Here is a 25,688-nt window from a genome sequence, read left to right on the forward strand (position 1 = left end):
GTTTTTACAGCCATATCTTTTTCTATTCTAGTTGCTTATTTGCTTGCCCAGTAGTATACTAAGCTTAACCTTACAGAAAGCGGCAACAAATAATAAAAATGTCTACTTTTTTCAAAAAAAGTTTTTGGTCAACCTTTTTGACTTTTAATCAAACAGCTATACTATTCCATTTAAAGGATGGTTTGGATTGACAATACCTAACAACTGAGTCTATATATTTGGTGATAGGAAACTTTATATTTGCAAATATTTGCGTAGCTATATTTAGCAATTCGAAACTTTGGGATAAAAGTTGGGATAAAAAGAGTGATGGCAGTAAGAAAAAATATATTCTGAAAGAGTAATCAAAGATACAGGAAATTGGTCTGATTCAATGGAGATGATTTCCAGTTGACGCAAGCTTAAAAAAACGTTATAATAAGAAAGTTGAGAATTGATTTTCAGTAGTCTTAGTCCAGAGAAATGGCGGTGCTGCGAGCCATCTAAGCTAGGAAGTCATGCTACTCAATTTAACAATTGCATAAGAACAAGAGAATGACAAGTTCATTGAATGAAGGTGGTACCGCGGTTTTTCGCCCTTCGTGATATGAGCTTGTCTTTTGATTTTTGGAGGTGTTGATGAAAACATTTCTTGTCAAACAAAAGTTTCGTCTTGGAGGCGAACGCTTCGCTATCAAGGATGACAGGGGAGAAATCGCCTATCAGGTAGAGGGATCATTTTTTAAGATTCCTAAAACCTTTACCATATATGATGCTAATGGTGAACAGGTCAGTCAGATCAGTAAAGAAATCTTGACCTTGCTTCCTCGTTTTGAGATTCAGCTTCGAGATGGCTCGAGTTTTGTCATTCGTAAGAAGTTGACCTTCTGGCGAGATAAGTATGAGTTTGATAATCTGGGGCTTCGTATCGAGGGCAATATCTGGGATTTGAATTTCAAATTGCTGGATGATCGCGATCAGCTGATTGCGGAAATTAAGAAGGAACTCTTCCATCTGACCTCTACCTATACCGTAACGGTTCTTGAAGACTCTTATGCAGACCTAGTCATTTCCCTCTGTGTCGCGATTGACTATGTGGAAATGCTGGAAAGTCAATCACATTAAACAAGTAAATAAGGAGACAATATGAAACAACTATCTAGTGCACAAGTACGCCAAATGTGGCTTGACTTCTGGGCGACCAAAGGTCACTCTGTAGAACCATCAGTGAGCTTGGTTCCTGTAAATGACCCAACTCTTTTGTGGATCAACTCTGGGGTAGCAACCCTTAAGAAATACTTTGACGGGACTATTATCCCTGAAAATCCACGTATTACCAATGCCCAAAAGGCTATTCGTACCAACGATATTGAAAACGTAGGGAAGACTGCACGTCACCATACTATGTTTGAAATGTTGGGGAACTTCTCTATCGGGGATTACTTCCGTGACGAAGCGATCACTTGGGCTTATGAGCTTTTGACAAGCCCTGAATGGTTTGATTTTCCTGCTGAAAAACTATACATGACCTACTATCCAGATGATAAAGATTCTTATAACCGCTGGATTGAGGTAGGAGTGGACCCAAGTCACTTGATTCCAATCGAGGACAACTTCTGGGAAATCGGTGCGGGACCTTCTGGACCAGATACAGAAATTTTCTTTGACCGTGGAGAGGCTTTTGACCCAGAAAATATCGGTCTTCGCCTGCTTGCAGAAGATATTGAAAACGACCGTTATATTGAAATCTGGAACATCGTTTTGTCACAATTTAACGCAGACCCTGCTGTTCCTCGTAGCGAATACAAGGAACTGCCACACAAGAACATTGATACGGGTGCTGGTTTGGAGCGTTTGGTGGCCGTTATCCAAGGAGCTAAGACAAACTTTGAAACAGACCTCTTCATGCCAATCATTCGTGAAGTGGAGAAATTGTCTGGTAAGGTCTACGACCAAGATGGCGACAACATGAGCTTCAAGGTTATCGCTGACCATATCCGTTCTCTTTCATTTGCCATCGGTGATGGTGCCCTTCCAGGAAATGAAGGTCGTGGTTATGTCCTTCGTCGTCTTCTCCGTCGTGCTTCTATGCATGGTCAAAAATTGGGTATCAACGAGCCTTTCCTTTACAAACTCGTTCCAACTGTTGGAAAAATCATGGAAAGCTACTACCCAGAAGTGCTTGAAAAACATAACTTTATCGAAAAAATCGTTAAGAGCGAAGAAGAGTCATTTGCGCGTACTCTTCACTCAGGTCAACACTTTGCCCAAGGCATTGTAGCTGACTTGAAAGAAAAAGGTCAATCTGTCATTGCTGGTTCAGATGTATTTAAACTTTACGACACTTATGGATTCCCAGTTGAATTGACTGAAGAAATTGCTGAAGAAGCTGGGATGACTGTAGACCGTGAAGGTTTTGAAGCAGCCATGAAAGAACAGCAAGAGCGCGCGCGTGCCTCAGCTGTTAAGGGTGGCTCAATGGGGATGCAAAATGAAACCCTTCAAAACATCACTGTAGAAAGTGTCTTCAACTACAATGCTAGCCAATTGTCTTCTAAAATGGTAGCTATCGTGGCTGACAATGCAGAAGTAGAAGCTGTGTCAGAAGGAACTGCCTCACTTATCTTTGCGGAAACTCCATTCTACGCTGAAATGGGTGGACAAGTCGCTGACCACGGACAAATCTTGGATGAGTCAGGTAAGGTCGTGGCTGCTGTGACAAATGTTCAGAAAGCACCAAACGGACAAGCTCTTCACACAGTTGAAGTTCTTGCACCGCTTGCCTTGAACCAAGAATATACGCTGGCAATCGATACAAATCGTCGTCACCGTGTTATGAAAAACCACACTGCGACTCACTTGCTTCACGCTGCCCTTCACAATATCCTTGGAAATCATGCAACACAAGCAGGATCTCTTAACGAAGTTGAATTCCTTCGCTTTGACTTTACTCATTTCCAAGCAGTAACTGCAGAAGAATTGCGTGCCATTGAACAGCAAGTCAACGAGAAAATCTGGGAAGCTCTTGAAGTGAAGACAGTTGAAACGGATATTGACACTGCCAAGGAAATGGGAGCTATGGCTCTCTTTGGTGAGAAATACGGTAAAGAAGTCCGTGTTGTTACTATCGGTGACTACTCTATCGAGCTTTGTGGTGGTACCCACGTTGGCAACACTTCTGAAATTGGTCTTTTCAAGATTGTCAAAGAAGAAGGTATCGGATCAGGAACTCGCCGTATCTTGGCAGTGACTGGTAAGGAAGCCTTTGAAGCCTACCGCGAACAAGAAGATGCTCTTAAAGCTGTCGCAGCAACTCTTAAAGCACCTCAACTTAAAGAAGTACCTCACAAGGTAGAAGGACTTCAAGAACAACTTCGTCAACTTCAAAAAGAAAATGCTGAGTTGAAAGAAAAAGCCGCAGCTGCAGCCGCAGGCGATATCTTCAAGGACGTTAAGGAAGTCAACGGTCACCGTTACATTGCTAGCCAAGTGTCTGTATCTGATGCAGGTGCCCTTCGTACTTTTGCGGATAACTGGAAACAAAAAGACTACTCTGATCTTCTTGTCCTAGTTGCTGCTATCGGTGACAAAGTCAATGTTCTTGTAGCAAGTAAGACAAAAGACCTTCATGCAGGAAACCTTGTTAAAGAATTGGCACCAATCGTCGATGGACGTGGTGGTGGTAAACCAGACATGGCCATGGCAGGAGGAAGCAACCAAGCTAAAATCCAAGAATTGTTGGATACAGTAGCAGGTAAATTGTAATCAAGTAATACTCTTCGAAAATCTCTTCAAACAACGTCAGCTTCACCTTGCCGTAGGTATAGGTAACTGACTTCGTCAGTCTTATCTACAACCTCAAAACTGTGTTTTTAGCAACCTGCGGCTAGCTTCCTAGTTTGCTCTTTGATTTTCATTGAGTATAAAGATCTATCCATTTGGGTAGGTCTTTTTATGACTACAAAAAAGCCAAATCCGATTGGACCTGGCTTGATAATTATGAACTATAGTGGATTGAAGTTAGAATAGTATAATATGACTTCTAATTCATTTTTAGAAATTCATTGAAAGCAGCCAATCGATTTGTTCACATTTTATTTCAATCCACTATATTAGATAGTATTGGCTGCCCAGACACTTACAGATCTTGCTGAGACTGGGAATTGTCCATAACCTTCCTCATCAATTGTAATTTGACCTTGGTGGTTTCCAAGTAAGTCTATGAAGGTTTGGTTAGCCCATTCTTGGCCGACAAACATTGACTTGCTGTTTTCTTGGTCATTTGAGATAAGGACTGCGATTGGGGATTGATGTTCAGCACCTGAACGTACCCAACCGATACAGTTAGGGTCATCAAAGTAGTCATTTTGTTCTCCATAGGCCAAATCTTTTCGGATGGTTAGGAGGCGGTCAAGGACTTCTTTGAAATCTTGTTGAGCATATTGCCCTGAAATCCCATAATAGTCGCCGTAAAAGACACATGGAAGGCCATTTTGGCGTAACAGAATGAGGGCATAGGCTGCTGGTTTGAACCATTCTTCAACAGTAGACTCAAGAGCCTGTCCTCGTTGGGTATCGTGGTTGTCGACAAAAGTCACCGCCTTGTCAGGTTTGAGTTCAACCAAGCTATCTGTGAAAATACCACGAAGGTCATAGTTGGAACCTGCTCGGCTAGCATCAAAGAGATTCTGGTGGAGACGAACATCGACAAGGTCAAAGCGTTCTTCCGTTTTTTCAAGATAGTCTAGATTGGCTTCCTTATCGGGATTCCAAAATTCACCAAAAACATAGAAATCCTCACCGTATTTTTCCTTCATATCGCGGATAAAATTGCTCATGAAGAAAGAGTCAATGTGCTTAACGGCATCCAAACGGAAACCAGCAATACCAGTCGTCTCCATGAACCAGTCTGCCCAGTCGTAGATATTTTTGATAACTTCAGGATGTTTAAAGTCTAGGTCGGCATACATGAGGTAGTCATAGTTACCGTTTTCGTTATCGACCAATTCCTCGTTGGCCCAGCCCTTATTGTCCCCTTGGATCAGATAAATCCCAGACTTACGGCGTTTGGCATCGTAGTCTGTACCTGTGAAGTGGTACCAGTGCCAGTGGAAGTCATTGTAGGTATCTTGGCGACCATCGAAGGTAAAGCTAGTCCAGCCATTGATAGTAAAGGGTTCTCCGAGTTCAACTGTACGGTCTACAGGATCCACTTCGATAACCTGAAAGGCTTCCATGTGATCAGCAGCAGCCTTGTGGTTGAGTACCACATCGGCCATAGGCTGGATTCCCTGTGCTTTTAGGGCTTGAATGGCTTGAAGATAGTCTTCTTTGAAACCATACTTGGTGCGGATAGTACCTTTTTGGTTAAACTCTCCTAGGTCGAATAAGTCATAGACACCATAGCCGACATCTTTTTCATTGGTTGCCTTAAAAGCTGGTGGCATCCAGACGTGGCTAATCCCCAGATGAGCTAGGTGTGGAGCATCTTCAGCCAGACGCGTCCAGTGCTGACCATCGTGGGGCAGATACCATTCAAAGTATTGCATGAGTGTTTGATTTTGCATGATGTTTCCTCTTACTTGTCAATCTTGTTCTTTATTCTATCATAAAGTATTGGTTAGCGCCAACGTTTGCATAAGATAGAAGGAAACTATTTTAACTACTTAAAATAAAGTATTGATTTTTTTGTATCAAAGTGCTAGTATAACAGTATGTAATATAGATAAAGATAGGAGTCATCCCATGATTGAATTTCAAAATGTTAGTAAGTTGTATGGTGATAAAGAGGCTTTGAGCAATCTCAATTTGCAGATTGAAAATGGGGAGATTATGGGCTTGATTGGCCATAATGGGGCTGGAAAATCGACCACTATAAAATCCCTAGTCAGTATCATTTCGCCCAGCAGTGGTCGTATTTTGGTAGACGGTCAGGATTTATCGGAAAATCGCTTGGCTATTAAACGAAAGATTGGCTACGTAGCAGACTCGCCTGACTTATTTTTACGCTTAACGGCCAATGAATTTTGGGAATTGATCGCCTCATCCTACGATTTGACTAGCTCTGACTTGGAGGCTAGTCTAGCTAGGCTATTGAACGTTTTTGATTTTGCTGAAAATCGCTATCAGGTTATTGAAACCCTTTCTCACGGAATGCGTCAGAAAGTCTTTGTCATCGGAGCACTCTTGTCTGATCCTGATATTTGGGTCTTGGACGAACCCTTGACTGGTTTGGATCCCCAGGCCGCCTTTGATTTGAAGCAAATGATGAAGGAACATGCACAAAAAGGCAAGACAGTTTTGTTTTCAACTCATGTGCTAGAGGTAGCTGAGCAAGTCTGTGATCGGATTGCTATTTTGAAAAAGGGACATTTGATTTATTGTGGTAGTGTAGAGGACTTGAGAAAAGACCACCCAGACCAGTCTTTGGAAAGTATCTACCTTAGCCTTGCTGGTAGAAAAGAGGAGGTTTCAGATGCGTCTCAAGGTCATTAAAAAATTAGTTGATATCAATATCCTCTATTCATCTCAAGAAGCGAATCTGGCTAACCTACGAAAGAAGCAGGCTAAGAATCCTGGGAAAAAAGTAAATGTTTCCGCTAGAGTCCTAAGTTCTTACATTTTTTCAAGTCTCTTGATGCTTTTCATGTTTATAAATATAGCCTTTCGTTTTCCTTTTGAGGAAATGCCAAGTTTTTTTAGTAGCATGGTTGCTATTTTACTGGTGCTTGCCTTTTCAACTTCTTTCACTGCATTTTACAATGTCTTTTATGAGAGTAAGGACTTGGCATCGTATAGGCCCTATGCCTTTAAAGAATCAGAGATTATAATTGCTAAAGGACTGTCTGTTCTCTTGCCAGCTCTAGCTGGAATTGTACCAATCCTAGCTTATTTTCTAGTCCTCTATATTAGGCTAGCTCCTTCTCTTTGGCTGGGCTTGCCTTTGATGCTGCTGTCCTTGGCCTTATTATTTGTCTCTGTTACTTTAGTGATGGTAGTGGCAGTACATTTCTTGGCTCAGACTACGGTCTTCAGAAAGTATCAGTCTATTTTTTCGAATGTGATGATTGGGATAGGGGTTCTCATACCTTTAATATTTGTCCTCTTTCTACAGTCGACTTTTGGAAGTATTGTTGACAAAGTTAGAGACATTCCATTTCTCCTTTATCCTCTTCATATCTTTTACAAAATAGCAGTGGCTCCTTTTTCGACAGAAGCCATACTGGGTCTGTTAGCTTGGATAGCTTTAACTGTTTTCTTGCTTTACCTGACCAAAAAGAAGGTTCTTCCTCATTTTTATGACGTGATTCTGCTTAACAGTGAGGAGAAGGTCAAGAAAGAACGTCGCAATAAGGAGAGAATTTCAACTACTAATAAAAAGGGCTTTTTCCGTATGGTTTTACGCTACCACCTCACCCTCTTGGGACAGGGAACTGGCGTGATTACAGTGCTTTTTACAAGTGCTTTTCTTCCTTATCTCATGATGATCGGTCTGATTTCCAACATCCGAGATTCTCAGATAGTTCCAGACATTCATCCTCCATACTGGTTACCCTTGTTTTTTATAGCTCTCTTTATAGCAGTTGTCAATAACAATATCACCAGCCTGCATTCAATTTCCTTGTCCTTGGAGAGGGAAAATGTTGATTTTCTGAAGAGTTTACCCTTTGACTTTGCTCGTTATGTGAAAGTGAAATTTTGGATTATATTTGCTGTCCAGTCCTTTTTACCAGTTCTGACTTTACTTGGCCTTTCTCTATATCTAGGCTTGCCCATCCTTTCGATGATTTATCTTCTTGTAGTCTGGATCCTTGCCAGTGTCATCCTTTCTTGCCACCATTACCTTAAGGACGTGAAAAATTTGTCAACAAATTGGAGTAACATTACGGACCTGGTGAACCGTTCAAATCGTATAGTCGCAATTGTTTTGATTTTTATTTATAGTGCAATCTTAATGGCCCTTGTAATAGGGAGCTTATTCTTGGTTCGCTCTCTCGCCCCTGTCCTTGCCATCAGCTTGGGAGTAGGAGTTCTTATCCTCTTGCTTGCTCTTGCTATTTTTGGCTATCATTACTACCTTTCACGCATATTGACAGAAATAGAAAAAAGATGAGATAGTTGGTCGCTTGCTTGATACATTTTATAAAAAGAAATGAAGCTGAGCAAAAAACCACTTCTAACTAGCAAAAAAACGAGCATTTCCGTAGTTGGATATACTCGTTTTTCTATGCCATTTTTCTTATCATAAGAACAAAACGACTAGAAATTTTTAACAATGTATAAATCCTATAGCATCAATTGCTTAAATTTGGTACTAGATTTTATCTATGATGTGAAGATTAATGGAGCTTGAGATGTTTGCTATTTATGGATAGTGTACAAAGTAAATTGTTACTGGCGAACTCTCTTATACTTCCGGGTCTACCTTTATCTAGTTATTCTTATAAAAATCTGTTTTATACTCAATGCAAAACAAAGAGCAAACTAGGAAGCTATCCTCAGGTTGCTCAAAGCACCGCTTTGAGGTTGCAGATAAAGCTGACGTGGTTTGAAGAGTATTAGACTAAATCCCACTTTGAGAAGTTAGCCTGAAATAATTCCTATTTGTAAAACTCTGATAAGTCTTGGCTGATTTTGGAGAAATGTGGTATAATTTTTCTTATGGAAAAGATTATCATTACAGCAACTGCTGAAAGTATTGAACAAGTTAAACAACTGCTCGAAGCTGGCGTAGACCGTATCTATGTCGGTGAGAAAGATTTTGGCCTTCGCCTGCCGACAACCTTTAGTTATGACCAATTGCGTGAAATCGCTAAGTTGGTCCATGATGCTGGTAAGGAATTGATCGTTGCAGTCAATGCCCTCATGCACCAAGATATGATGGACCGTATCAAGCCTTTCTTAGACTTTTTGGAAGAAATTAAGACAGACTACATTACGATTGGGGATGCAGGTGTCTTTTACGTTGTCAATCGTGATGGCTATTCTTTCAAGACTATCTATGATGCTTCAACTATGGTGACAAGTAGTCGTCAGATTAACTTCTGGGGACAAAAAGCTGGTGCTTCTGAGGCTGTTTTGGCGCGTGAAATTCCATCTGCTGAACTCTTCAAAATGCCAGAGATTTTGGAAATTCCTGCTGAAGTTTTGGTTTACGGAGCTAGTGTCATCCATCATTCTAAGCGTCCGCTCTTGCAAAACTATTATAACTTTACGCATATCGATGATGAAAAGACTCGCAAGCGTGACCTTTTCTTGGCTGAGCCAAGTGATCCTGAGAGCCATTATTCCATTTTTGAAGATAATCATGGTACCCACATTTTTGCCAACAATGACCTTGATTTGATGACTAAATTGACAGAATTGGTGGAGTATGGTTTCACTCACTGGAAATTAGAAGGGCTCTACACTCCTGGTCAGAACTTTGTTGAGATTGCAAAACTCTTTATCCAAGCGCGTAGCTTGATTCAAGAGGGAAACTTTAGCCATGACCAAGCCTTCTTTCTGGATGAAGAAGTTCGTAAACTTCACCCTAAAAACCGATTCCTTGATACAGGATTCTATGACTACGATCCTGATATGGTTAAATAAAGTAAATGATTCATTGAGAGAAGGAAGATTTAAAATTTCTTCTCTCAATTTTTCTTGTTTCCTCACCATTTTCAAAAATCAGCAGGCTAGGATGCTCGGCTTACTGAGATTTTTAAGAAAAGTGACCTTCTTATGTTTGAAAATTATCCCATGTTTGCAGGTGCCAAATGGCCCTTTTTTTGGTATAATTTTTTATAATGAAAACGATTGGTAATCGCTATGTTGTGGTTGATTTAGAGGCAACTAGCACAGGTAGTAAGGCTAAAATTATCCAAGTGGGAATTGTCGTGATTGAGGACGGAAAAATCGTCGATCACTATTCGACGGATGTCAATCCACACGAACCTCTGGATGCTCATATTAAAGAATTGACAGGGCTAACTGACCAACGTCTGGCGCAAGCACCTGATTTTTCGCAAGTTGCTAGAAAAATCTTTGACTTGGTGGAGGATGGGATTTTTGTAGCCCATAATGTTCAGTTTGATGCTAATCTCTTGGCGGAAAATTTATTTTTTGAAGGTTATGAGCTAAGAAATCCTCGTGTTGATACGGTGGAATTGGCCCAGGTTTTTTTCCCAGAAATGGAAAAATATAGTTTGCCGATATTGTGTCGAGAATTAGGAATTCCTCTAAAGCACGCCCACACAGCCCTTTCAGATGCACAAGCTACAGCGGAATTACTCCTTTTTCTTCGAGAAAAGATAGCCCAGCTCCCTAAAGGTCTCTTGGAACGCTTGCTGGAAATGGCTGACGCTCTCTTATATGAGTCCTATCTGGTTATTGAAGAAATTTATCGAAACCAATCTATCCTGAGTTCTCCAGACTTGGTCGAAGTTCAAGGACTGTATTTCAAGAAACCTGCAGCTCCCCTGAAGTCACGAAAGCTATCTCAAGACTTTTCTAAAAATATTTCTCTGTTGAATCTTGAAGTGAGGGAGGAGCAAGAAAATTTTGCTAAAGAGGTTGGCTTGCTATTGAAAGATGAGCCTGTCTCACTAATTCAAGCGCCGACTGGGATTGGGAAAACTTATGGCTATCTCTTACCCGCTTTATCTCAAATGAAAGAGCGTCAAATTGTCCTTAGTGTTCCGACAAAGATTCTTCAAAATCAAATCATGGAAGAAGAAGGTAAACGTCTTGAGGAAGTGTTCCATATAGATATTCATAGTTTAAAGGGGCCTAAAAATTATTTGAAGCTGGATTCCTTTTATCGTTCCTTGCAGGAAAATGATGAAAATCGCTTATTTAGGCGCTTTAAAATGCAACTCTTGGTTTGGTTGACTGAGACAGAGACAGGAGATTTGGATGAAATCGGGCAACTCTATCGTTACCAACATTTTCTCGCAGACCTTCGTCATGATGGGAATTTATCATCTCAAAGCTTATTTGTGACGGAAGATTTCTGGAAATGCAGTCAAGAAAGGGCACAAACCTGCAAGCTTTTAGTGACCAATCACGCCTATCTTGTAACCAGACTTGAAGATAATCCTGAATTTGTCAGTGACCGTTTATTGATTATTGATGAAGTCCAAAAAGTTTTATTGGCTCTAGAAAATCTGCTTCAAGAGACACACGATATCCAGTCTATTATCGATTTGCTTGATAAGGCTTTACTGGAGGAGCAAAATAAAGTCCAGCAACGAATACTAGAAAGTATTCGCTTTGAGTGCCTCTACTTGATAGAACAATTTCAGTCTGGAAAATCTAAGAAAAATATCTTAGATTCTCTGGCCAATCTCCACCAGTATTTTTCAGAATTAGAAGTAGAAGGCTTTGAGGAGCTGGTTCGCTATTTTACAGCTGAAGGTGATTACTGGCTCGAAGCAACTGAAACGAGTCAAAAGAAAATTCAGATTTCTTCTACGAAATCAGGCCGTATTCTTCTGTCCTCCTTAGTTCCTGAGAGTTGCCAAGTCTTGGGAGTATCGGCTACTCTTGAGATTAGTCAGAGAGTTTCTTTGGCCGACCTTTTAGGCTATCCTGAAGCCAAATTTGTCAAGATTGAAGCTCGTAGAAAACAGGACCAAGAAGTGGTCTTGGTCAAAGATTTCCCTCTGGTGACAGAAACTTCCTTAGAAGTCTATGCCAAAGAGGTAGCTGATTTGCTGATGGATGTTCAAGCTTTCCAGCAACCGATTTTAGTTCTCTTTACTGCTAAAGACATGCTTCTAGCAGTATCGGATTTACTTCCAGTTAGCCATCTGGCCCAGTATAAAAATGGTGATGTTCATCAACTGAAGAAACGCTTTGAAAAAGGTGAACAACAAATCTTGCTTGGTGCAGCAAGTTTCTGGGAGGGAGTTGATTTTTCAAGCCATCCTTTTGTGATTCAAGTTGTACCAAGACTTCCTTTCCAAAATCCTCAAGAGCCCTTAACGAAAAAGATTAATCAGGAACTAATTCAAGAAGGGAAAAATGCCTTTTATGATTATCAATTGCCAATGGCCATTATTCGTTTAAAACAGGCTTTGGGAAGAAGTATGAGACGCGAACACCAACGTTCTTTAACCCTCATTCTGGATAGAAGAATCGTCGGAAAACGATATGGCAAGCAAATAGTGACTTCTCTAGCAAAAGAAGCGACTGTTAAAACCGTCTCTCGATCCGAAGTTGATGAGGCTGTTGATAAATTTTTAAATGAACTTTGATAAATAGTATTGTATGAAAGTATAAGGTTAGTGTATATGAAACGTTCTCTCGACTCTAGAGTCGATTATAGTTTGCTATTGCCAGTATTTTTTCTACTGGTTATTGGCGTGGTGGCTATCTATATAGCTGTTAGTCATGATTATCCAAACAATATTCTGCCCATTTTAGGGCAGCAGGTCGCATGGATTGCCTTGGGGCTTGTGATTGGTTTTGTGGTCATGCTCTTTAATACAGAATTTCTTTGGAAAGTGACCCCTTTTCTATATATGTTAGGTTTGGGACTCATGGTCTTGCCGATCGTCTTTTATAATCCAAGCCTAGTTGCATCAACGGGTGCCAAAAACTGGGTATCAATAAATGGAATTACCCTATTCCAACCATCAGAATTTATGAAGATATCCTATGTCCTCATGTTGGCCCGTGTCATTGTCCAATTTACAAAGAAACATAAGGAATGGCAACGTACAGTTCCGCTGGACTTTTTATTAATTTTTTGGATGATTGTCTTTACCATTCCAGTCCTAGTTCTTTTGGCACTTCAAAGTGACTTGGGGACGGCTTTGGTTTTTGTAGCTATTTTCTCAGGAATCGTCTTACTATCAGGAGTTTCTTGGAAAATTATTATTCCAGTATTTGTGACTGCTGTAACAGGAGTTGCTGGATTCTTAGCCATTTTTATCAGTAAGGGTGGCCGGGCTTTTCTCCATCAATTGGGGATGCCGACCTACCAAATCAATCGTATCTTGGCTTGGCTCAATCCATTCGACTTTGCCCAAACAACCACTTACCAACAGGCTCAAGGACAAATCGCCATTGGGAGCGGTGGCTTATTTGGTCAAGGTTTTAATGCTTCTAATCTGCTTATTCCAGTTCGTGAGTCGGATATGATTTTCACAGTCATTGCAGAAGATTTTGGCTTTATTGGCTCTGTCCTTGTTATCGCCCTTTATCTCATGCTGATTTACCGTATGTTGAAGATTACTCTTAAATCAAATAATCAGTTCTACACCTATATTTCTACAGGTTTGATTATGATGTTGCTCTTCCACATCTTTGAAAATATAGGTGCTGTTACTGGCTTGCTTCCTTTAACTGGGATTCCCTTGCCTTTTATTTCGCAAGGAGGATCGGCTATTATCAGTAATTTGATCGGTGTTGGCTTGCTTTTATCGATGAGTTACCAGACAAACCTAGCTGAAGAAAAGAGTGGAAAAGTCCGATTCAAGCGGAAAAAGGTTGTATTAAAACAAATCAAATAAGGAGAAAATCATGGTTAAAGTAGCAGTTATGTTGGCTCAGGGCTTTGAAGAAATTGAAGCTTTGACAGTTGTGGATGTTTTGCGTCGTGCTAATATTACTTGTGATATGGTAGGATTTGAAGAGCAAGTGACAGGTTCGCACGCAATCCAAGTAAGAGCAGATCGTGTCTTTGAGGGGGATTTATCAGACTATGACATGATTGTCCTTCCTGGCGGGATGCCTGGTTCTGCACATTTGCGTGACAATCAGGCCTTAATTCAAGAATTGCAAAATTTCGAGCAAGAAGGGAAGAAACTGGCAGCCATTTGTGCGGCCCCAATTGCCCTCAATCAAGCAGGGCTATTGAAAAACAAGCAGTACACTTGTTATGACGGCGTTCAAGAGCAAATCTTTGATGGTCAATATGTCAAGGAAACAGTAGTGGTAGATGGTCATTTGACAACCAGTAGAGGGCCCTCAACAGCCCTTGCCTTTGCCTATGAGTTGGTGGAGCAACTAGGCGGAGACGCAGAGACTTTACGAATAGGAATGCTCTATCGAGATGTCTTTGGTAAAAATCAATAAAACGGGAGTTAACCTCTCGTTTTTTATGTGGAAAACTCAGGGAAATCATCGCTTTTTTCATAAAAAAATGCTATAATGAAGGGTATGAAATATCACGATTATATCTGGGATTTAGGTGGAACTTTACTGGATAATTACGAAACTTCAACAGCTGCATTTGTTGAAACATTGGCACTGTATGGTATCACACAAGACCATGACAGCGTCTATCAAGCTTTAAAGGTTTCTACTGATTTTGCGATTGAGACTTTCGCACCCAACTTAGAACATTTTTTAGAAAAGTACAAGGAAAATGAAGCCAGAGAGCTTGAACATCCGATTTTATTTGAAGGAGTTTCTGACTTATTGGAAGACATTTCAAATCAAGGTGGGCGTCATTTCTTGGTTTCTCACAGAAATGATCAGGTCTTGGAAATTTTAGAAAAAACCTCTATAGCAGCTTATTTTACAGAAGTAGTGACTTCTAGCTCAGGCTTTAAGAGAAAACCGAATCCTGAGTCCATGATTTATTTAAGAGAAAAATATCAGATTTGCTCTGGTCTTGTCATTGGTGATCGGCCGATTGATATTGAAGCAGGGCAAGCTGCTGGACTGGATACCCACTTGTTTACCAGTATCGTGAATTTAAGACAAGTATTAGACATGTAAGAAAAAGGAATAAGATGACAGAAGAAATCAAAAATCTGCAGGCACAGGATTATGATGCCAGTCAAATTCAAGTTTTAGAGGGCTTAGAGGCTGTTCGTATGCGTCCAGGGATGTATATCGGGTCAACCTCAAAAGAAGGTCTTCACCATCTAGTTTGGGAAATCGTTGATAACTCAATCGATGAGGCCTTGGCAGGATTTGCCAGCCATATTCAAGTCTTTATTGAGCCAGATGATTCGATTACTGTTGTCGATGATGGGCGTGGGATCCCAGTCGATATTCAGGAAAAAACAGGCCGACCTGCTGTTGAGACAGTCTTTACGGTCCTTCATGCTGGAGGAAAGTTTGGCGGTGGCGGCTACAAGGTTTCAGGTGGTCTTCACGGAGTAGGGTCATCAGTAGTTAATGCCCTTTCCACTCAATTAGATGTTCATGTCCACAAAAATGGTAAGATTCATTACCAAGAATACCGTCGTGGTCATGTTGTCGCAGATCTTGAAGTAGTTGGAGATACGGATAAAACTGGAACAACAGTTCACTTTACACCGGATCCAGAAATCTTCACTGAAACAACAACCTTTGATTTTGATAAATTAAATAAACGCATTCAAGAATTGGCCTTTCTAAATCGCGGCCTTCAAATTTCAATTACAGATAAGCGTGAAGGTTTGGAACAAACTAAGCATTACCACTATGAAGGTGGGATTGCTAGCTACGTTGAATATATCAACGAGAACAAGGATGTAATCTTTGATACACCAATCTACACAGATGGTGAGATGGATGATATTACAGTTGAAGTAGCCATGCAGTACACAACGGGTTACCATGAAAATGTCATGAGTTTCGCCAATAATATTCATACCCATGAAGGTGGAACGCATGAACAAGGTTTCCGTACAGCCTTGACTCGTGTTATCAACGATTATGCTCGTAAAAATAAGTTACTGAAAGACAATGAAGACAACTTAACAGGGGAAGATGTCCGCGAAGGCTTAACTGCAGTTATCTCAGTTAAACACCCAAATCCACAGTTTGAAGGACAAACTAAGACCAAACTGGGGAATAGCGAAGTGGTCAAGATTACCAATCGCCTCTTCAGTGATGCTTTCTCCGATTTCCTCATGGAAAACCCACAGATTGCCAAACGTATCGTGGAAAAAGGGATTTTAGCTGCTAAGGCTCGTGTGGCTGCCAAGCGTGCGCGTGAAGTCACTCGTAAAAAATCTGGTTTGGAAATTTCTAACCTTCCAGGGAAACTAGCAGACTGTTCTTCTAACAATCCTGCTGAAACAGAACTCTTCATCGTCGAAGGAGACTCAGCTGGTGGATCAGCCAAATCTGGTCGTAACCGTGAATTTCAGGCAATTCTTCCAATCCGCGGTAAGATCTTGAACGTTGAAAAGGCAAGTATGGATAAGATTCTAGCTAACGAAGAAATTCGTAGTCTTTTCACAGCGATGGGAACAGGATTTGGAGCAGAATTTGATGTTTCGAAAGCTCGTTACCAAAAACTCGTTTTGATGACCGATGCCGATGTCGATGGAGCCCACATTCGTACTCTTCTTTTAACCTTGATTTATCGTTATATGAAACCAATCCTAGAAGCTGGTTATGTTTATATCGCTCAACCACCAATCTATGGTGTCAAGGTTGGAAGTGAGATTAAAGAATACATCCAGCCAGGTGCAGATCAAGAAATCAAACTCCAAGAGGCCTTGGCCCGCCACAGTGAAGGACGTGCCAAACCAACCATTCAGCGTTATAAAGGTCTGGGTGAAATGGATGACCACCAATTATGGGAAACAACCATGGATCCGGAACATCGCTTGATGGCCAGAGTTTCTGTGGATGATGCTGCAGAAGCAGATAAAATCTTTGATATGTTGATGGGGGATCGAGTAGAGCCTCGTCGTGAGTTTATCGAAGAAAATGCTGTCTATAGTACACTGGATGTCTAAAAAATCGGGAGAAGTAGTTCCCTTGGTCTAAAAAATATGATATAATCATTACGATTGTTTCAAGTAAAAAAGGAGTTTAATATGTCTGCTAGCCTAGTAATTTATTTGATAATTGCAGTTGCAGTTTTATTGGTCATTGCTTATGCTATCGCAATTTATGTAAGGAAACGCAATGAAAGTAAACTAGCAATTTTAGAAGAGAAAAAAGAAGAACTGTACAATCTTCCAGTTAATGATGAAGTTGAAGCTGTAAAAAATATGCACTTGATTGGACAAAGTCAGGTGACTTTCCGTGAATGGAATCAAAAATGGGTTGATTTATCTCTTAATTCTTTTGCCGATATCGAAAATAATCTTTTCGAGGCAGAAGGCTACAATAACTCATTCCGTTTTTTAAAGGCCAGTCATCAAATTGATCAAATCGAGAGTCAAATTACTTTGATTGAAGAAGATATTGCGGCAATTCGCAACGCCTTGGCAGATTTGGAGAAACAAGAGTCTAAAAATAGTGGACGTGTTCTTCATACCTTGGACTTGTTTGAAGAGTTGCAACACCGAGTTGCTGATCATTCTGAAGAATATGGTCAAGGTTTATCTGAAATTGAAAAACAATTGGAAAATATCCAATCAGAGTTTTCTCAGTTTGTAACTTTAAATTCGTCAGGTGACCCAGTAGAAGCTGCTGTGATTTTGGATAATGCTGAAAATCATATCTTGGCTTTAACGCATATTGTTGATCGTATACCAGCAATTGTAGCAACATTATCTAAAGACCTACCTGATCAACTGGAAGATTTAGAAGATGGCTACCGTAAGCTTTTAGATGCTAATTATCATTTTGCTGAAACGGATATTGAAGCGCGTTTCCAACTACTGTATGAAGCTCTCAAGAAAAATCATGAGAATATTGCGAAACTAGAATTGGATAATGCAGAGTACGAAAATACTCAAATCCAAGAAGAGATTAATGCACTTTATGATATCTTTACAAGAGAAATTGCGGCACAGAAAGTAGTAGAAGGTTTAGTAGCAACACTTCCTACTTATCTTCAACACATGAAGGAAAATAATGCTTTATTGATAGAAGATATTGAGCGTTTGAGTAAAAGTTATTTACTTTCTGAATCGGATGCAAGTCATGTTCGTCGTTTACAGTCCGAATTAGAAAGCTTTGAGACTGCTATTATTGAGGCAACTTCAAATCAAGATGAACCAACTCAAGCATATTCAATTCTTGAAGAAAATCTTGAATCTTTACAGGAAAATCTTAAAGAGATTGAAGATGAACAGATTTCAGTTAGTGAGCGTCTTGCACGAATTGAGAAAGATGATATCAATGCACGTCAAAAGGCAAATGTATATGTTAATCGTCTCCATACAATCAAGAGATATATGGAAAAACGGAACCTACCTGGTATTCCACAAACTTTCTTGAAGTTATTCTTTACAGCAAGTAATAATACGGAAGATCTAATGGCTGAATTAGAGCAAAACTTAGTCAATATAGAATCAGTTAACCGTATTCTTGAAATTGCAACGAAGGATATGGAAGAGCTTGAGACGGAAACTTATAATATTGTACAGTATGCAACCTTGACAGAACAACTATTGCAATATTCTAACCGCTATCGCTCATTTGATGAACGTATTCAAGAAGCATTTAACGAAGCTTTAGATATTTTTGAAAAAGAATTTGATTATCGCGCTTCATTTGACAAGATTTCTCAAGCTTTGGAAGTGGCAGAGCCTGGTGTAACCAACCGCTTTGTTACCTCGTATGAGAAAACACGTGAAACAATTCGTTTCTAAAATAATAAAAAAGATTTGGTTTTGTGAGAAGTAGAACCAAATCTTTTTTATTATTTGTCTATAAAATCTTGTATGATAAGATTTCAAGATAAAAAATTGGAGATGATTTAAAAAGCTAAATAAACCTAATTTTGTTCCATAAGGTTCAAAGCACTTTCTAATCTCTCCAAGATTTTATTTGGTTGGAATCGAAATTCCAATTAATTTTTCTGAATAGAGGGTTTTGATATTGGCCTCATCAATAGAGTCCTTATCAATTTTACGTTTCAAGAAAAATTCTTGAATCGCTTCGATTTCAGGTTCGCGAATAGCGCGGTGTTTGTTTGAGATGAGGATTTCATAGTGAAGCGGAGCTTGAGTAAAAATAACATCGGTATTCCCTGCAGAATAAACCTCAACAAGGGTTGCATCTGTACTTTCTAGCTGGCTTTTTACAAGTTGCGAGTGTGAGTTTGTCGTATTGATTAGCTTCATAACATTTCCTCCGATTTTCTAATTCTATTATAGCACTTTTTGAATAAAGTAGCTGGATTTAGTCAATCTTATGCTGTTTTTTCCAAGATTCAATAGCCCATTTATGGCTACCACGTTTGAGATTTTCAATAGCCTCGTCAATAGGGAACCAGGCAATATGATTAAAGTCTTCTAGTGGCTTTTGCACTTCTTTGAAAGAAGTCGCTTCATAGAGATAGGCAGGATTGTAGTAGTAGGTGTCACGATGACGAGAGTAGAAATATTCGTCAGCTTGTCCGTAATAGGTACCAATTTCAGCTGTGAATCCAAGCTCTTCAATCAATTCACGCTTTAGGGCTTCTTGATGATTTTCACCTGCTTCAATTTCACCACCTGGTAGGAACCAGGCGCCATTGGGTGCTTGAACAAGAACAATTTGTTTTTGTTCAGCGTCAGGGATAACTGCATACACTCCATAGCGTGCAACATAATCTGTATTCGCTTTTTTTTCTCCGAAAGTTGGGTTTGCCATTGAATTTTCCTCATTATCTAGTATCGTTATTATTATCATAATGGACAAAGGGCAAGCTGTCAAGAAGAAACCAACGAACTTGTGAAGAAAATCTACTTTAACTTTATCAATATTTGTTGGGGTAAATTCTCTAAATGGACTTCTTTAACTGGTATAATAAAAGGGAGGTGATTTTATGGCAGAATCAAGATTATTTCGTATTCTATATCTACTTTTAGAAAAAGGTAGTACAACAGCTCCTGAATTAGCCCGATTATTTGAAGTGTCTGTACGAACAATTTATCGTGATATTGAGCGCTTGAGTATGGCGGGGAATCCCCTTTATTCGATTCCTGGAAACTCAGGTGGAATTTTTTTAATGAAGGACTTTGTCCTGGATCGCGCTCTTGTGTCGGAGAATGAAAAAATAGAACTGTTGTCTGCTTTGCAAGGGATTCAAGCTCTGACGGATGACAGACAAGACCTGTTACTTGAAAAATTAGAATCTATTTTTCAAGTTTCTACCAGCCCTTGGATAGAAGTAGATTTGACTGACTGGAGAAAGCGGGAAGGTCAAAAAGAATTATTTGATAATATCAAACATGCTATTCTAGAGAAGAGGCGACTGGTCATCACTTATCTAGGTGGGAGTGGTCAGAAAACGATTCGTACAGTTGAACCTTTTAAACTCGTATTTAAAAAGAGAGATTGGTACCTTCATGCTTACTGTTGTTTGAAGGAAGACTGGCGTTTTTTCAAGTTATCTAGAATTAGGAATTGTCACCTAACAAATGAAATAGTGAAGCAGAAAAACCTGATGGATTCCGTTGATAGTTCAGATCAAGTGGCAAATCAAATCGAAGTTTCCTTGAAGTTTAGTCCCAAGCTTGCTTTCCGGGTTTATGAAGATTTTTTAGAAGATGAGATTAGCTTGGGCAAAGATGGATGTTATTATGTCAAGACAGTCCTACCAGAGCATGAAAGTATGTATACTTACCTCCTGTCTTATTTAGATGGAGTGGAAATACTCGACCCTGACTATCTGAAGAAGGAACTGCTTTCTAGAGTAGAAAAAATCCAAAAATTTTATAAACCTTGACAAAAGATGTCAGGGTTTTAGTGCTATACTAGAGATAGAAAGGAGAAGAATTAAATGAAATACGAATGGAGAAAAGAAGCGAAAGCTCTTTATCAAATTAAGGCTAGGCCCACCATCTTGGAAGTACCAGGTCAATCCTATATCGTGATAGATGGTAAAGGCGATCCAAATCAAGAAGATTTTTCAGAACGCGTAGGAATTTTGTATGCCTTAGCTTATGCGATAAAGATGAAGTATAAAAAAGCTCCTCTGGATGAGGTTTACCATGATTTTACAGTCTTTCCTTTAGAAGGTTTATGGAAAAAGGAGAAGGAAGGAGAACTGGTAAAAAGTGAGCTTTCTTATAGCATTATGATTGGGCAACCCGATTTTATTACGCGAGAACTATTTGAGGAAGCTCTGAACGAGGTGATGATCAAGAAGCCAAATCTTCTCTATGAGGCTATTCGTTTTGAAAAAATAGAAGAAGGCCTAAGTCTTGCTATGCTTCATGTAGGACCCTTTGATACAGAAAATGAGACTTTTGCAGATATGGAAGATTTTTGTCAACTTCATAAACTCAAAAGAATTACGGAGTACCACCGAGAAATCTATCTCAATAACCTTCATCGAACGGAGCCAAGCAAATTGAAAACAATTCTTCGCTATCAAGTTCAAGAAGAGAATTAAAAAGAACAGGAGATCTTGTTTCCTGTTCTTTTTATGAGTTCTAATCTTCTATTTCAGAAGTATTCTCTTTGATTTTTTCAGCTTTTTTGGCAGATTTGATTTGAATCTTGCCCTTGCTGGTCATAACTGCCTTGAGGTCTTTTTCGCTTGGATTTTCAAGGTAGTAGTCAGTGATTGCGTCTTCAATATAGTCTTGAATAGTACGACGAAGTGGGCGTGCTCCCATTTTTGGATCATAACCGAGGTCAACTAATTTTTCCTTGACCTTTTCAGTTACATCTAAATGAATATTGTTGCTAGAAAGGCGCTTGTTAACGTCTGCTAGCATAAGCTCGACAATCTGAAGGAGGTTGTCCTTGCTGAGAGCCTTAAATTCGATAATACCATCAAAACGGTTCATAAACTCTGGGCTAAAGAAGTTACCGAGTTCACCAAGAACAGAGTTGGTACGTCCTTCTCTAGCAGCCCCAAATCCAACGCTGGCTTCTGCCTTACCTGTACCTGCATTTGAAGTCATGATGATGATGGCATCCTTGAAGCTAACGGTACGTCCTTGCCCATCTGTCAAACGACCATCGTCCAAGACCTGGAGGAACATATGCATAACATCTGGGTAAGCTTTTTCCACTTCATCGAGAAGGATGAGGGAATATGGATTGCGTCGAACTTTTTCAGTTAATTGCCCAGCCTCATCGTAGCCAACATAACCTGGAGGGGCACCGACCAACTTAGCTACGCTGTGTTTTTCCATGTATTCACTCATGTCAAAGCGAATCATGCTGTCAGCAGAACCAAAAAGTTCGATAGCTAGTTGTTTGGAAAGTTCTGTCTTACCGACACCGGTTGGCCCAACGAAAAGGAAGCTTCCGATTGGGCGGTTAGGGGTACCGAGACCGACACGATTACGGCGAATAGCCTTGGCTATCTTATCAACTGCATCGTCCTGTCCAATAACATGAGACTTGAGGTCTTCAGCTAGATGGATGAGTTGAGATTGTTCTTTCTCTTTCAAATCGCCAACAGGGATATTGGTTTTCTGCTCGATAATGTGCTCAATGGTTTTCTCACTGATGATAGGAGTGTCCTGGTCTGTGACCTTTTTCTTTTGCATTTCCTTATACTTGGCAATTTGGTCACGGAAGTAGGCGGCCTTCTCAAAATCTTCCTCCCGTGTAGCTTGAGATTTGAGATTTTCAGCCTCAATCAAGCGTTGATCAATTACTTTAGGATCCACAAAATTCAAGGTCAAATTCATCTTAGAACCTGCTTCATCTAGGAGGTCAATGGCCTTGTCAGGCAAGAAGCGATCTTGGATGTAGCGATTGGAAAGAGTTGCAGCTGCTTCAATTGCAGCATCGGTATACTGAACGTGGTGGTAGTCTTCGTATTTCTTTTGAATTCCTTTGAGGATAGTGATTGTTTCTTCCACTGTTGGTTCATCGACCTTAACAGGTTGCATACGACGCTCTAGGGCTGCATCCTTTTCAATGATACGGTATTCATTGAGGGTAGTAGCACCGACCAGTTGCAGTTCCCCACGGGCAAGGGCTGGCTTGAGGATATTTCCTGCATCCATATTGCCATCGCCCGCAGACCCCGCACCAACAATTTCATGGATTTCATCGATAAAGAGGATGATATCCTCACGTTTGCGAATTTCTTCCATGAGTTTTTGCATGCGTTCTTCAAATTGTCCACGGATACCCGTTCCTTGAACCAAGCTAACCACATCTAGACGGATGACTTGTTTGCCTTGGAGTTTATGTGGAACATCGCCATCAACGATTTTCTGAGCTAGACCTTCGACAACAGCCGTTTTTCCGACACCTGGTTCACCGATAAGAACAGGATTATTCTTAGTTCTACGATTGAGAATTTCGATGACACGGATAATCTCATCGTCGCGCCCAATAACAGGGTCTATATCTCCACGACGGGCAATTTCAGTTACGTTGATACCAAATTCTTCTAGCAGGCCTTTTTCTTGGCTTGGTGGTGGAGTTTGAGCAGATCCACGATTTTGGGAACCATAACCGCCGTTTCCGCCGTAACCTCCACCTGATTGGGTTGGGGGAGTCGGAGGAGTGTTGTTAGAAGGTCTGAAATTGTTTAGGTCATTGAAGAAATCACCAAAGGGATCAAAGTCACGATTGTTCAGATCCGTCATACCTTTAAAGAGGGTATTGTTAGGATCTGTCTTGATAATCTTATAGCAGTTTTGACAGAGGTCAATTTGTTTTTGCTTTCCATTAAGATTGGTATAAAGATGAATTGTTGAGTCATTGATTTTACAGTTTTGACAAAGCATACATCTACCTCATTTCTTTCTTTAGCTTGACCTGTCCAAAGGTCAAAAATAGTCAAATTTCTATACTCTCATTATAACAGGATTGGGGTGTAAAGCAAGTAAAAAGATTGCAGCTTTGAGAAGTTGTTACAATGAAAATTTTTGTGAATTTGGACTATAAAAAAATCCTATTTGTGAGACAAAAAGGATTTTGGTTAGACATGCAGGGTGTAATCCCAGCTTGTTTTGTATTAGTAAAGGAGTTCGTAAATCTCCATTGCAATCAAGTCAATGCTATCAAACGTATAAGTTTCGCGAGCTTCGACATCACGAAGGGTAAAGATTGAGCCGTTTTCTTCGTCGTGGCTGTATGCAACTTCTGCAACAACAACTCCTTCGCGTTCAAAATTACGTTTTAAATTTCCGCCGTCTTTTGCCATTGCTTCAAGGCGGTTGATGATTCTAACCAAATGTGATTCCATTTTGATTCTCCTTCATTTCTTATCGTTACTATTTTACCATAAAGGAGGCCAACTTGACTAGAAAAAACTAAGATTTCTCGCTAATTCTACCAGCTTAAAGTTTTTTTGAATAAATCGGATAAAAAGTTTGAATTTTAATTCAACGTATGTTATAATCATACAGTATTCTATTTTAGAAAGCAGTGTGACTATGAATTTTTCTTTTTTACCTAAGTATTTACCTTATTTTAACTACGGGGCTGTCGTGACGGTTCTCATTTCTATCTGTGTGGTCTTTTTGGGAACCATTCTGGGTGTTGTCTTGGCTTTTGGGCAACGTTCAAAGTTTAAACCGCTTGTCTGGCTGGCCAACTTGTACGTTTGGATTTTCCGTGGGACACCGATGATGGTTCAGATTATGATTGCCTTTGCTCTTATGCATATCAATGCTCCGACTATTCAGGTTGGGATTTTGGGTGTTGATCTTTCTCGCTTGATTCCAGGGATTTTGATTATCTCTATGAACAGTGGTGCTTATGTTTCTGAGACTGTTCGTGCTGGGATTAATGCGGTTCCAAAAGGTCAGCTAGAAGCGGCTTATTCGTTAGGGATTCGTCCTAAAAATGCGATGCGGTATGTGATTTTGCCACAAGCAATCAAAAATATTTTGCCAGCATTGGGGAACGAATTTATTACCATTATCAAGGACAGCTCCCTATTATCAGCTATCGGTGTTATGGAGTTGTGGAACGGGGCTACAACAGTTTCTACAACAACCTATTTACCTTTAACACCACTTTTATTTGCAGCCTTTTATTACTTGATTATGACTTCTATTTTGACAGTAGCCTTGAAAGCTTTTGAAAAACGTATGGGACAAGGAGATAAAAAATAATGACAGAAACCTTGATAAAAATTGAAAATTTACATAAATCCTTTGGAAAAAATGAAGTATTGAAGGGCATCAACCTCGAGATTAAAAGAGGAGAAGTTGTCGTTATCATCGGTCCTTCGGGGAGCGGGAAATCTACCTTGCTTCGCTCTATGAATTTGTTGGAAGAAGCGACTAAAGGGAAGGTTATCTTTGAGGGAGTCGATATTACGGACAAGAAGAATGACCTGTTTGCCATGCGTGAGAAGATGGGCATGGTTTTCCAACAATTCAATCTCTTTCCTAATATGACTGTGATGGAAAATATCACCTTGTCTCCTATCAAGACCAAAGGTGAAAGTAAGGAAGTTGCTGAGAAGAGAGCTCAGGAACTTTTGGAAAAAGTTGGTTTACCAGATAAGGCAATTGCTTATCCACAGAGTTTGTCAGGTGGGCAGCAACAGCGGATTGCCATTGCGCGTGGTTTGGCCATGGAACCTGATGTTTTGCTCTTTGACGAGCCAACTTCAGCCCTGGACCCTGAAATGGTAGGTGAGGTGTTGGCTGTTATGCAAGACCTTGCCAAGTCAGGAATGACTATGGTTATCGTAACACATGAGATGGGATTTGCGCGTGAGGTGGCAGACCGTGTTATCTTTATGGCAGACGGTGTGGTTGTTGAAGATGGGACACCTGAGCAGATTTTTGAACAAACCCAAGAACAACGAACTAAAGACTTCTTGAGTAAGGTTTTATAATCTATTTTAAAATTTCAAGACAAGATTAGTGAAAAGCTCGACCCGAGCTTTTTCTTATAGTTTGAAACTATAGGATTGCCTAGGAAAGAAGTGTTAGAGGGTGCTGGCAGTTTTTGGT

Annotated in this window: 20 protein-coding genes and 1 pseudogene; 16 read left to right on the top strand and 5 right to left on the bottom strand. The window is 40.0% G+C overall.

The features are described 5' to 3' along the window. The first annotated feature begins 92 nt into the window (after nt 1-92). The 3 genes and pseudogenes from N8L90_RS01090 (at nt 93) to alaS (ending at nt 3,744) form a co-directional block, all read left to right on the top strand. A pseudogene (locus tag N8L90_RS01090) lies at nt 93-344 on the top strand (hypothetical protein). Nucleotides 345-618: 274 nt separating this feature from the next. Further along, nucleotides 619-1,104, top strand: a complete 486-nt coding sequence (locus N8L90_RS01095; RefSeq protein ID WP_261023850.1) for an LURP-one-related/scramblase family protein — start codon at nt 619-621, stop codon at nt 1,102-1,104. A gap of 21 nt (nt 1,105-1,125) precedes the next feature. Then, nucleotides 1,126-3,744: an alanine--tRNA ligase gene (gene alaS, locus N8L90_RS01100; RefSeq protein ID WP_261023851.1), complete on the top strand. Its 2,619-nt coding sequence runs from the start codon at nt 1,126-1,128 to the stop codon at nt 3,742-3,744. A gap of 347 nt (nt 3,745-4,091) precedes the next feature. Here alaS and N8L90_RS01105 read toward each other — a convergent pair whose 3' ends face one another. Then, nucleotides 4,092-5,546: an alpha-amylase gene (locus N8L90_RS01105; protein WP_261023852.1), complete on the bottom strand. Its 1,455-nt coding sequence runs from the start codon at nt 5,544-5,546 to the stop codon at nt 4,092-4,094. A gap of 178 nt (nt 5,547-5,724) precedes the next feature. Here N8L90_RS01105 and N8L90_RS01110 point away from each other — a divergent pair, with 178 nt between their 5' ends. From N8L90_RS01110 to ezrA, 9 genes are all read left to right on the top strand, one after another. Continuing rightward, complete coding sequence (locus tag N8L90_RS01110; protein WP_000569183.1) at nt 5,725-6,474, top strand: ABC transporter ATP-binding protein; 750 nt, start codon at nt 5,725-5,727, stop codon at nt 6,472-6,474. After that, on the top strand, nt 6,455-8,092 hold the full coding sequence (locus tag N8L90_RS01115; RefSeq protein WP_261023853.1) for a hypothetical protein: 1,638 nt from the start codon (nt 6,455-6,457) through the stop codon (nt 8,090-8,092). Before N8L90_RS01110 ends, N8L90_RS01115 begins: the two co-directional genes overlap by 20 nt. Nucleotides 8,093-8,640: 548 nt before the next feature. Beyond that, a complete protein-coding gene (locus N8L90_RS01120; protein WP_261023854.1) occupies nt 8,641-9,570 on the top strand; it encodes a peptidase U32 family protein in 930 nt (309 codons plus the stop codon). A 197-nt stretch (nt 9,571-9,767) separates the two neighbouring features. Then, complete coding sequence (locus tag N8L90_RS01125) at nt 9,768-12,218, top strand: bifunctional DnaQ family exonuclease/ATP-dependent helicase (protein WP_261023855.1); 2,451 nt, start codon at nt 9,768-9,770, stop codon at nt 12,216-12,218. Between the two features lie 36 nt (nt 12,219-12,254). Next, nucleotides 12,255-13,478: an FtsW/RodA/SpoVE family cell cycle protein gene (locus N8L90_RS01130; protein WP_261023856.1), complete on the top strand. Its 1,224-nt coding sequence runs from the start codon at nt 12,255-12,257 to the stop codon at nt 13,476-13,478. A 10-nt stretch (nt 13,479-13,488) separates the two neighbouring features. Continuing rightward, on the top strand, nt 13,489-14,043 hold the full coding sequence (locus N8L90_RS01135; protein ID WP_261023857.1) for a DJ-1 family glyoxalase III: 555 nt from the start codon (nt 13,489-13,491) through the stop codon (nt 14,041-14,043). A gap of 84 nt (nt 14,044-14,127) precedes the next feature. Continuing rightward, entirely contained in the window at nt 14,128-14,691 is a 564-nt protein-coding gene (locus N8L90_RS01140) for an HAD family hydrolase (protein ID WP_261023858.1), read from the top strand. 14 nt (nt 14,692-14,705) lie between these two features. Further along, nucleotides 14,706-16,652, top strand: a complete 1,947-nt coding sequence (gene gyrB, locus N8L90_RS01145; protein ID WP_000134040.1) for a DNA topoisomerase (ATP-hydrolyzing) subunit B — start codon at nt 14,706-14,708, stop codon at nt 16,650-16,652. Between the two features lie 81 nt (nt 16,653-16,733). Next, the gene (gene ezrA / locus N8L90_RS01150) at nt 16,734-18,461 is read left to right on the top strand and encodes a septation ring formation regulator EzrA (protein WP_261023859.1); all 1,728 of its coding nucleotides are present in this window, start codon (nt 16,734-16,736) and stop codon (nt 18,459-18,461) included. Nucleotides 18,462-18,635: 174 nt separating this feature from the next. On the opposite strand, the gene N8L90_RS01155 is transcribed toward ezrA, so the two are convergent. Beyond that, nucleotides 18,636-18,935: a DUF1827 family protein gene (locus N8L90_RS01155; protein WP_000767189.1), complete on the bottom strand. Its 300-nt coding sequence runs from the start codon at nt 18,933-18,935 to the stop codon at nt 18,636-18,638. A gap of 58 nt (nt 18,936-18,993) precedes the next feature. Next, nucleotides 18,994-19,446 (bottom strand): NUDIX hydrolase, encoded by a 453-nt coding sequence (locus N8L90_RS01160; protein ID WP_049509580.1) that lies wholly within the window; start codon nt 19,444-19,446, stop codon nt 18,994-18,996. Between the two features lie 175 nt (nt 19,447-19,621). Between N8L90_RS01160 and N8L90_RS01165 the strand changes: the two genes are divergently transcribed. Then, entirely contained in the window at nt 19,622-20,524 is a 903-nt protein-coding gene (locus N8L90_RS01165; RefSeq protein ID WP_261023860.1) for a helix-turn-helix transcriptional regulator, read from the top strand. 54 nt (nt 20,525-20,578) lie between these two features. Next, nucleotides 20,579-21,193, top strand: coding sequence for a GyrI-like domain-containing protein (locus N8L90_RS01170; protein WP_077804931.1), 615 nt, complete (start codon nt 20,579-20,581; stop codon nt 21,191-21,193). Between the two features lie 40 nt (nt 21,194-21,233). Here the strand turns inward: N8L90_RS01170 and N8L90_RS01175 are convergent, their stop codons facing one another. Both N8L90_RS01175 and N8L90_RS01180 read right to left on the bottom strand, forming a co-directional pair. Then, nucleotides 21,234-23,501, bottom strand: a complete 2,268-nt coding sequence (locus tag N8L90_RS01175) for an ATP-dependent Clp protease ATP-binding subunit (protein ID WP_261023861.1) — start codon at nt 23,499-23,501, stop codon at nt 21,234-21,236. A gap of 230 nt (nt 23,502-23,731) precedes the next feature. Then, nucleotides 23,732-23,962, bottom strand: coding sequence for a DUF1797 family protein (locus tag N8L90_RS01180; RefSeq protein WP_000443570.1), 231 nt, complete (start codon nt 23,960-23,962; stop codon nt 23,732-23,734). Between the two features lie 190 nt (nt 23,963-24,152). On the opposite strand from N8L90_RS01180, the gene N8L90_RS01185 reads away from it, so the two are divergent. Both N8L90_RS01185 and N8L90_RS01190 read left to right on the top strand, forming a co-directional pair. Next, the gene (locus N8L90_RS01185; protein WP_001011642.1) at nt 24,153-24,836 is read left to right on the top strand and encodes an amino acid ABC transporter permease; all 684 of its coding nucleotides are present in this window, start codon (nt 24,153-24,155) and stop codon (nt 24,834-24,836) included. Beyond that, complete coding sequence (locus N8L90_RS01190; RefSeq protein ID WP_261023862.1) at nt 24,836-25,570, top strand: amino acid ABC transporter ATP-binding protein; 735 nt, start codon at nt 24,836-24,838, stop codon at nt 25,568-25,570. Before N8L90_RS01185 ends, N8L90_RS01190 begins: the two co-directional genes overlap by 1 nt. Nucleotides 25,571-25,688 lie beyond the last annotated feature (118 nt).

The sequence above is a fragment of the Streptococcus mitis genome (assembly GCF_946190115.1).
In the GTDB taxonomy this organism is placed as follows: Bacteria; Bacillota; Bacilli; order Lactobacillales; family Streptococcaceae; genus Streptococcus; species Streptococcus mitis_CO.

Excerpts from the sequence above, each read along its gene's own strand:
- N8L90_RS01160 (WP_049509580.1), bottom strand. The coding sequence starts at position 19,446 with ATGGCAAACCCAACTTTCGGAGAAAAAAAAGCGAATACAGATTATGTT.
- N8L90_RS01190 (WP_261023862.1), top strand. The coding sequence starts at position 24,836 with ATGACAGAAACCTTGATAAAAATTGAAAATTTACATAAATCCTTTGGA.
- N8L90_RS01165 (WP_261023860.1), top strand. The coding sequence starts at position 19,622 with ATGGCAGAATCAAGATTATTTCGTATTCTATATCTACTTTTAGAAAAA.
- N8L90_RS01105 (WP_261023852.1), bottom strand. The coding sequence starts at position 5,546 with ATGCAAAATCAAACACTCATGCAATACTTTGAATGGTATCTGCCCCAC.
- N8L90_RS01140 (WP_261023858.1), top strand. The coding sequence starts at position 14,128 with ATGAAATATCACGATTATATCTGGGATTTAGGTGGAACTTTACTGGAT.
- N8L90_RS01155 (WP_000767189.1), bottom strand. The coding sequence starts at position 18,935 with ATGAAGCTAATCAATACGACAAACTCACACTCGCAACTTGTAAAAAGC.
- N8L90_RS01170 (WP_077804931.1), top strand. The coding sequence starts at position 20,579 with ATGAAATACGAATGGAGAAAAGAAGCGAAAGCTCTTTATCAAATTAAG.
- gyrB (WP_000134040.1), top strand. The coding sequence starts at position 14,706 with ATGACAGAAGAAATCAAAAATCTGCAGGCACAGGATTATGATGCCAGT.
- N8L90_RS01095 (WP_261023850.1), top strand. The coding sequence starts at position 619 with ATGAAAACATTTCTTGTCAAACAAAAGTTTCGTCTTGGAGGCGAACGC.
- alaS (WP_261023851.1), top strand. The coding sequence starts at position 1,126 with ATGAAACAACTATCTAGTGCACAAGTACGCCAAATGTGGCTTGACTTC.
- N8L90_RS01185 (WP_001011642.1), top strand. The coding sequence starts at position 24,153 with ATGAATTTTTCTTTTTTACCTAAGTATTTACCTTATTTTAACTACGGG.
- ezrA (WP_261023859.1), top strand. The coding sequence starts at position 16,734 with ATGTCTGCTAGCCTAGTAATTTATTTGATAATTGCAGTTGCAGTTTTA.
- N8L90_RS01130 (WP_261023856.1), top strand. The coding sequence starts at position 12,255 with ATGAAACGTTCTCTCGACTCTAGAGTCGATTATAGTTTGCTATTGCCA.
- N8L90_RS01120 (WP_261023854.1), top strand. The coding sequence starts at position 8,641 with ATGGAAAAGATTATCATTACAGCAACTGCTGAAAGTATTGAACAAGTT.
- N8L90_RS01115 (WP_261023853.1), top strand. The coding sequence starts at position 6,455 with ATGCGTCTCAAGGTCATTAAAAAATTAGTTGATATCAATATCCTCTAT.
- N8L90_RS01110 (WP_000569183.1), top strand. The coding sequence starts at position 5,725 with ATGATTGAATTTCAAAATGTTAGTAAGTTGTATGGTGATAAAGAGGCT.
- N8L90_RS01175 (WP_261023861.1), bottom strand. The coding sequence starts at position 23,501 with ATGCTTTGTCAAAACTGTAAAATCAATGACTCAACAATTCATCTTTAT.
- N8L90_RS01135 (WP_261023857.1), top strand. The coding sequence starts at position 13,489 with ATGGTTAAAGTAGCAGTTATGTTGGCTCAGGGCTTTGAAGAAATTGAA.
- N8L90_RS01180 (WP_000443570.1), bottom strand. The coding sequence starts at position 23,962 with ATGGAATCACATTTGGTTAGAATCATCAACCGCCTTGAAGCAATGGCA.
- N8L90_RS01125 (WP_261023855.1), top strand. The coding sequence starts at position 9,768 with ATGAAAACGATTGGTAATCGCTATGTTGTGGTTGATTTAGAGGCAACT.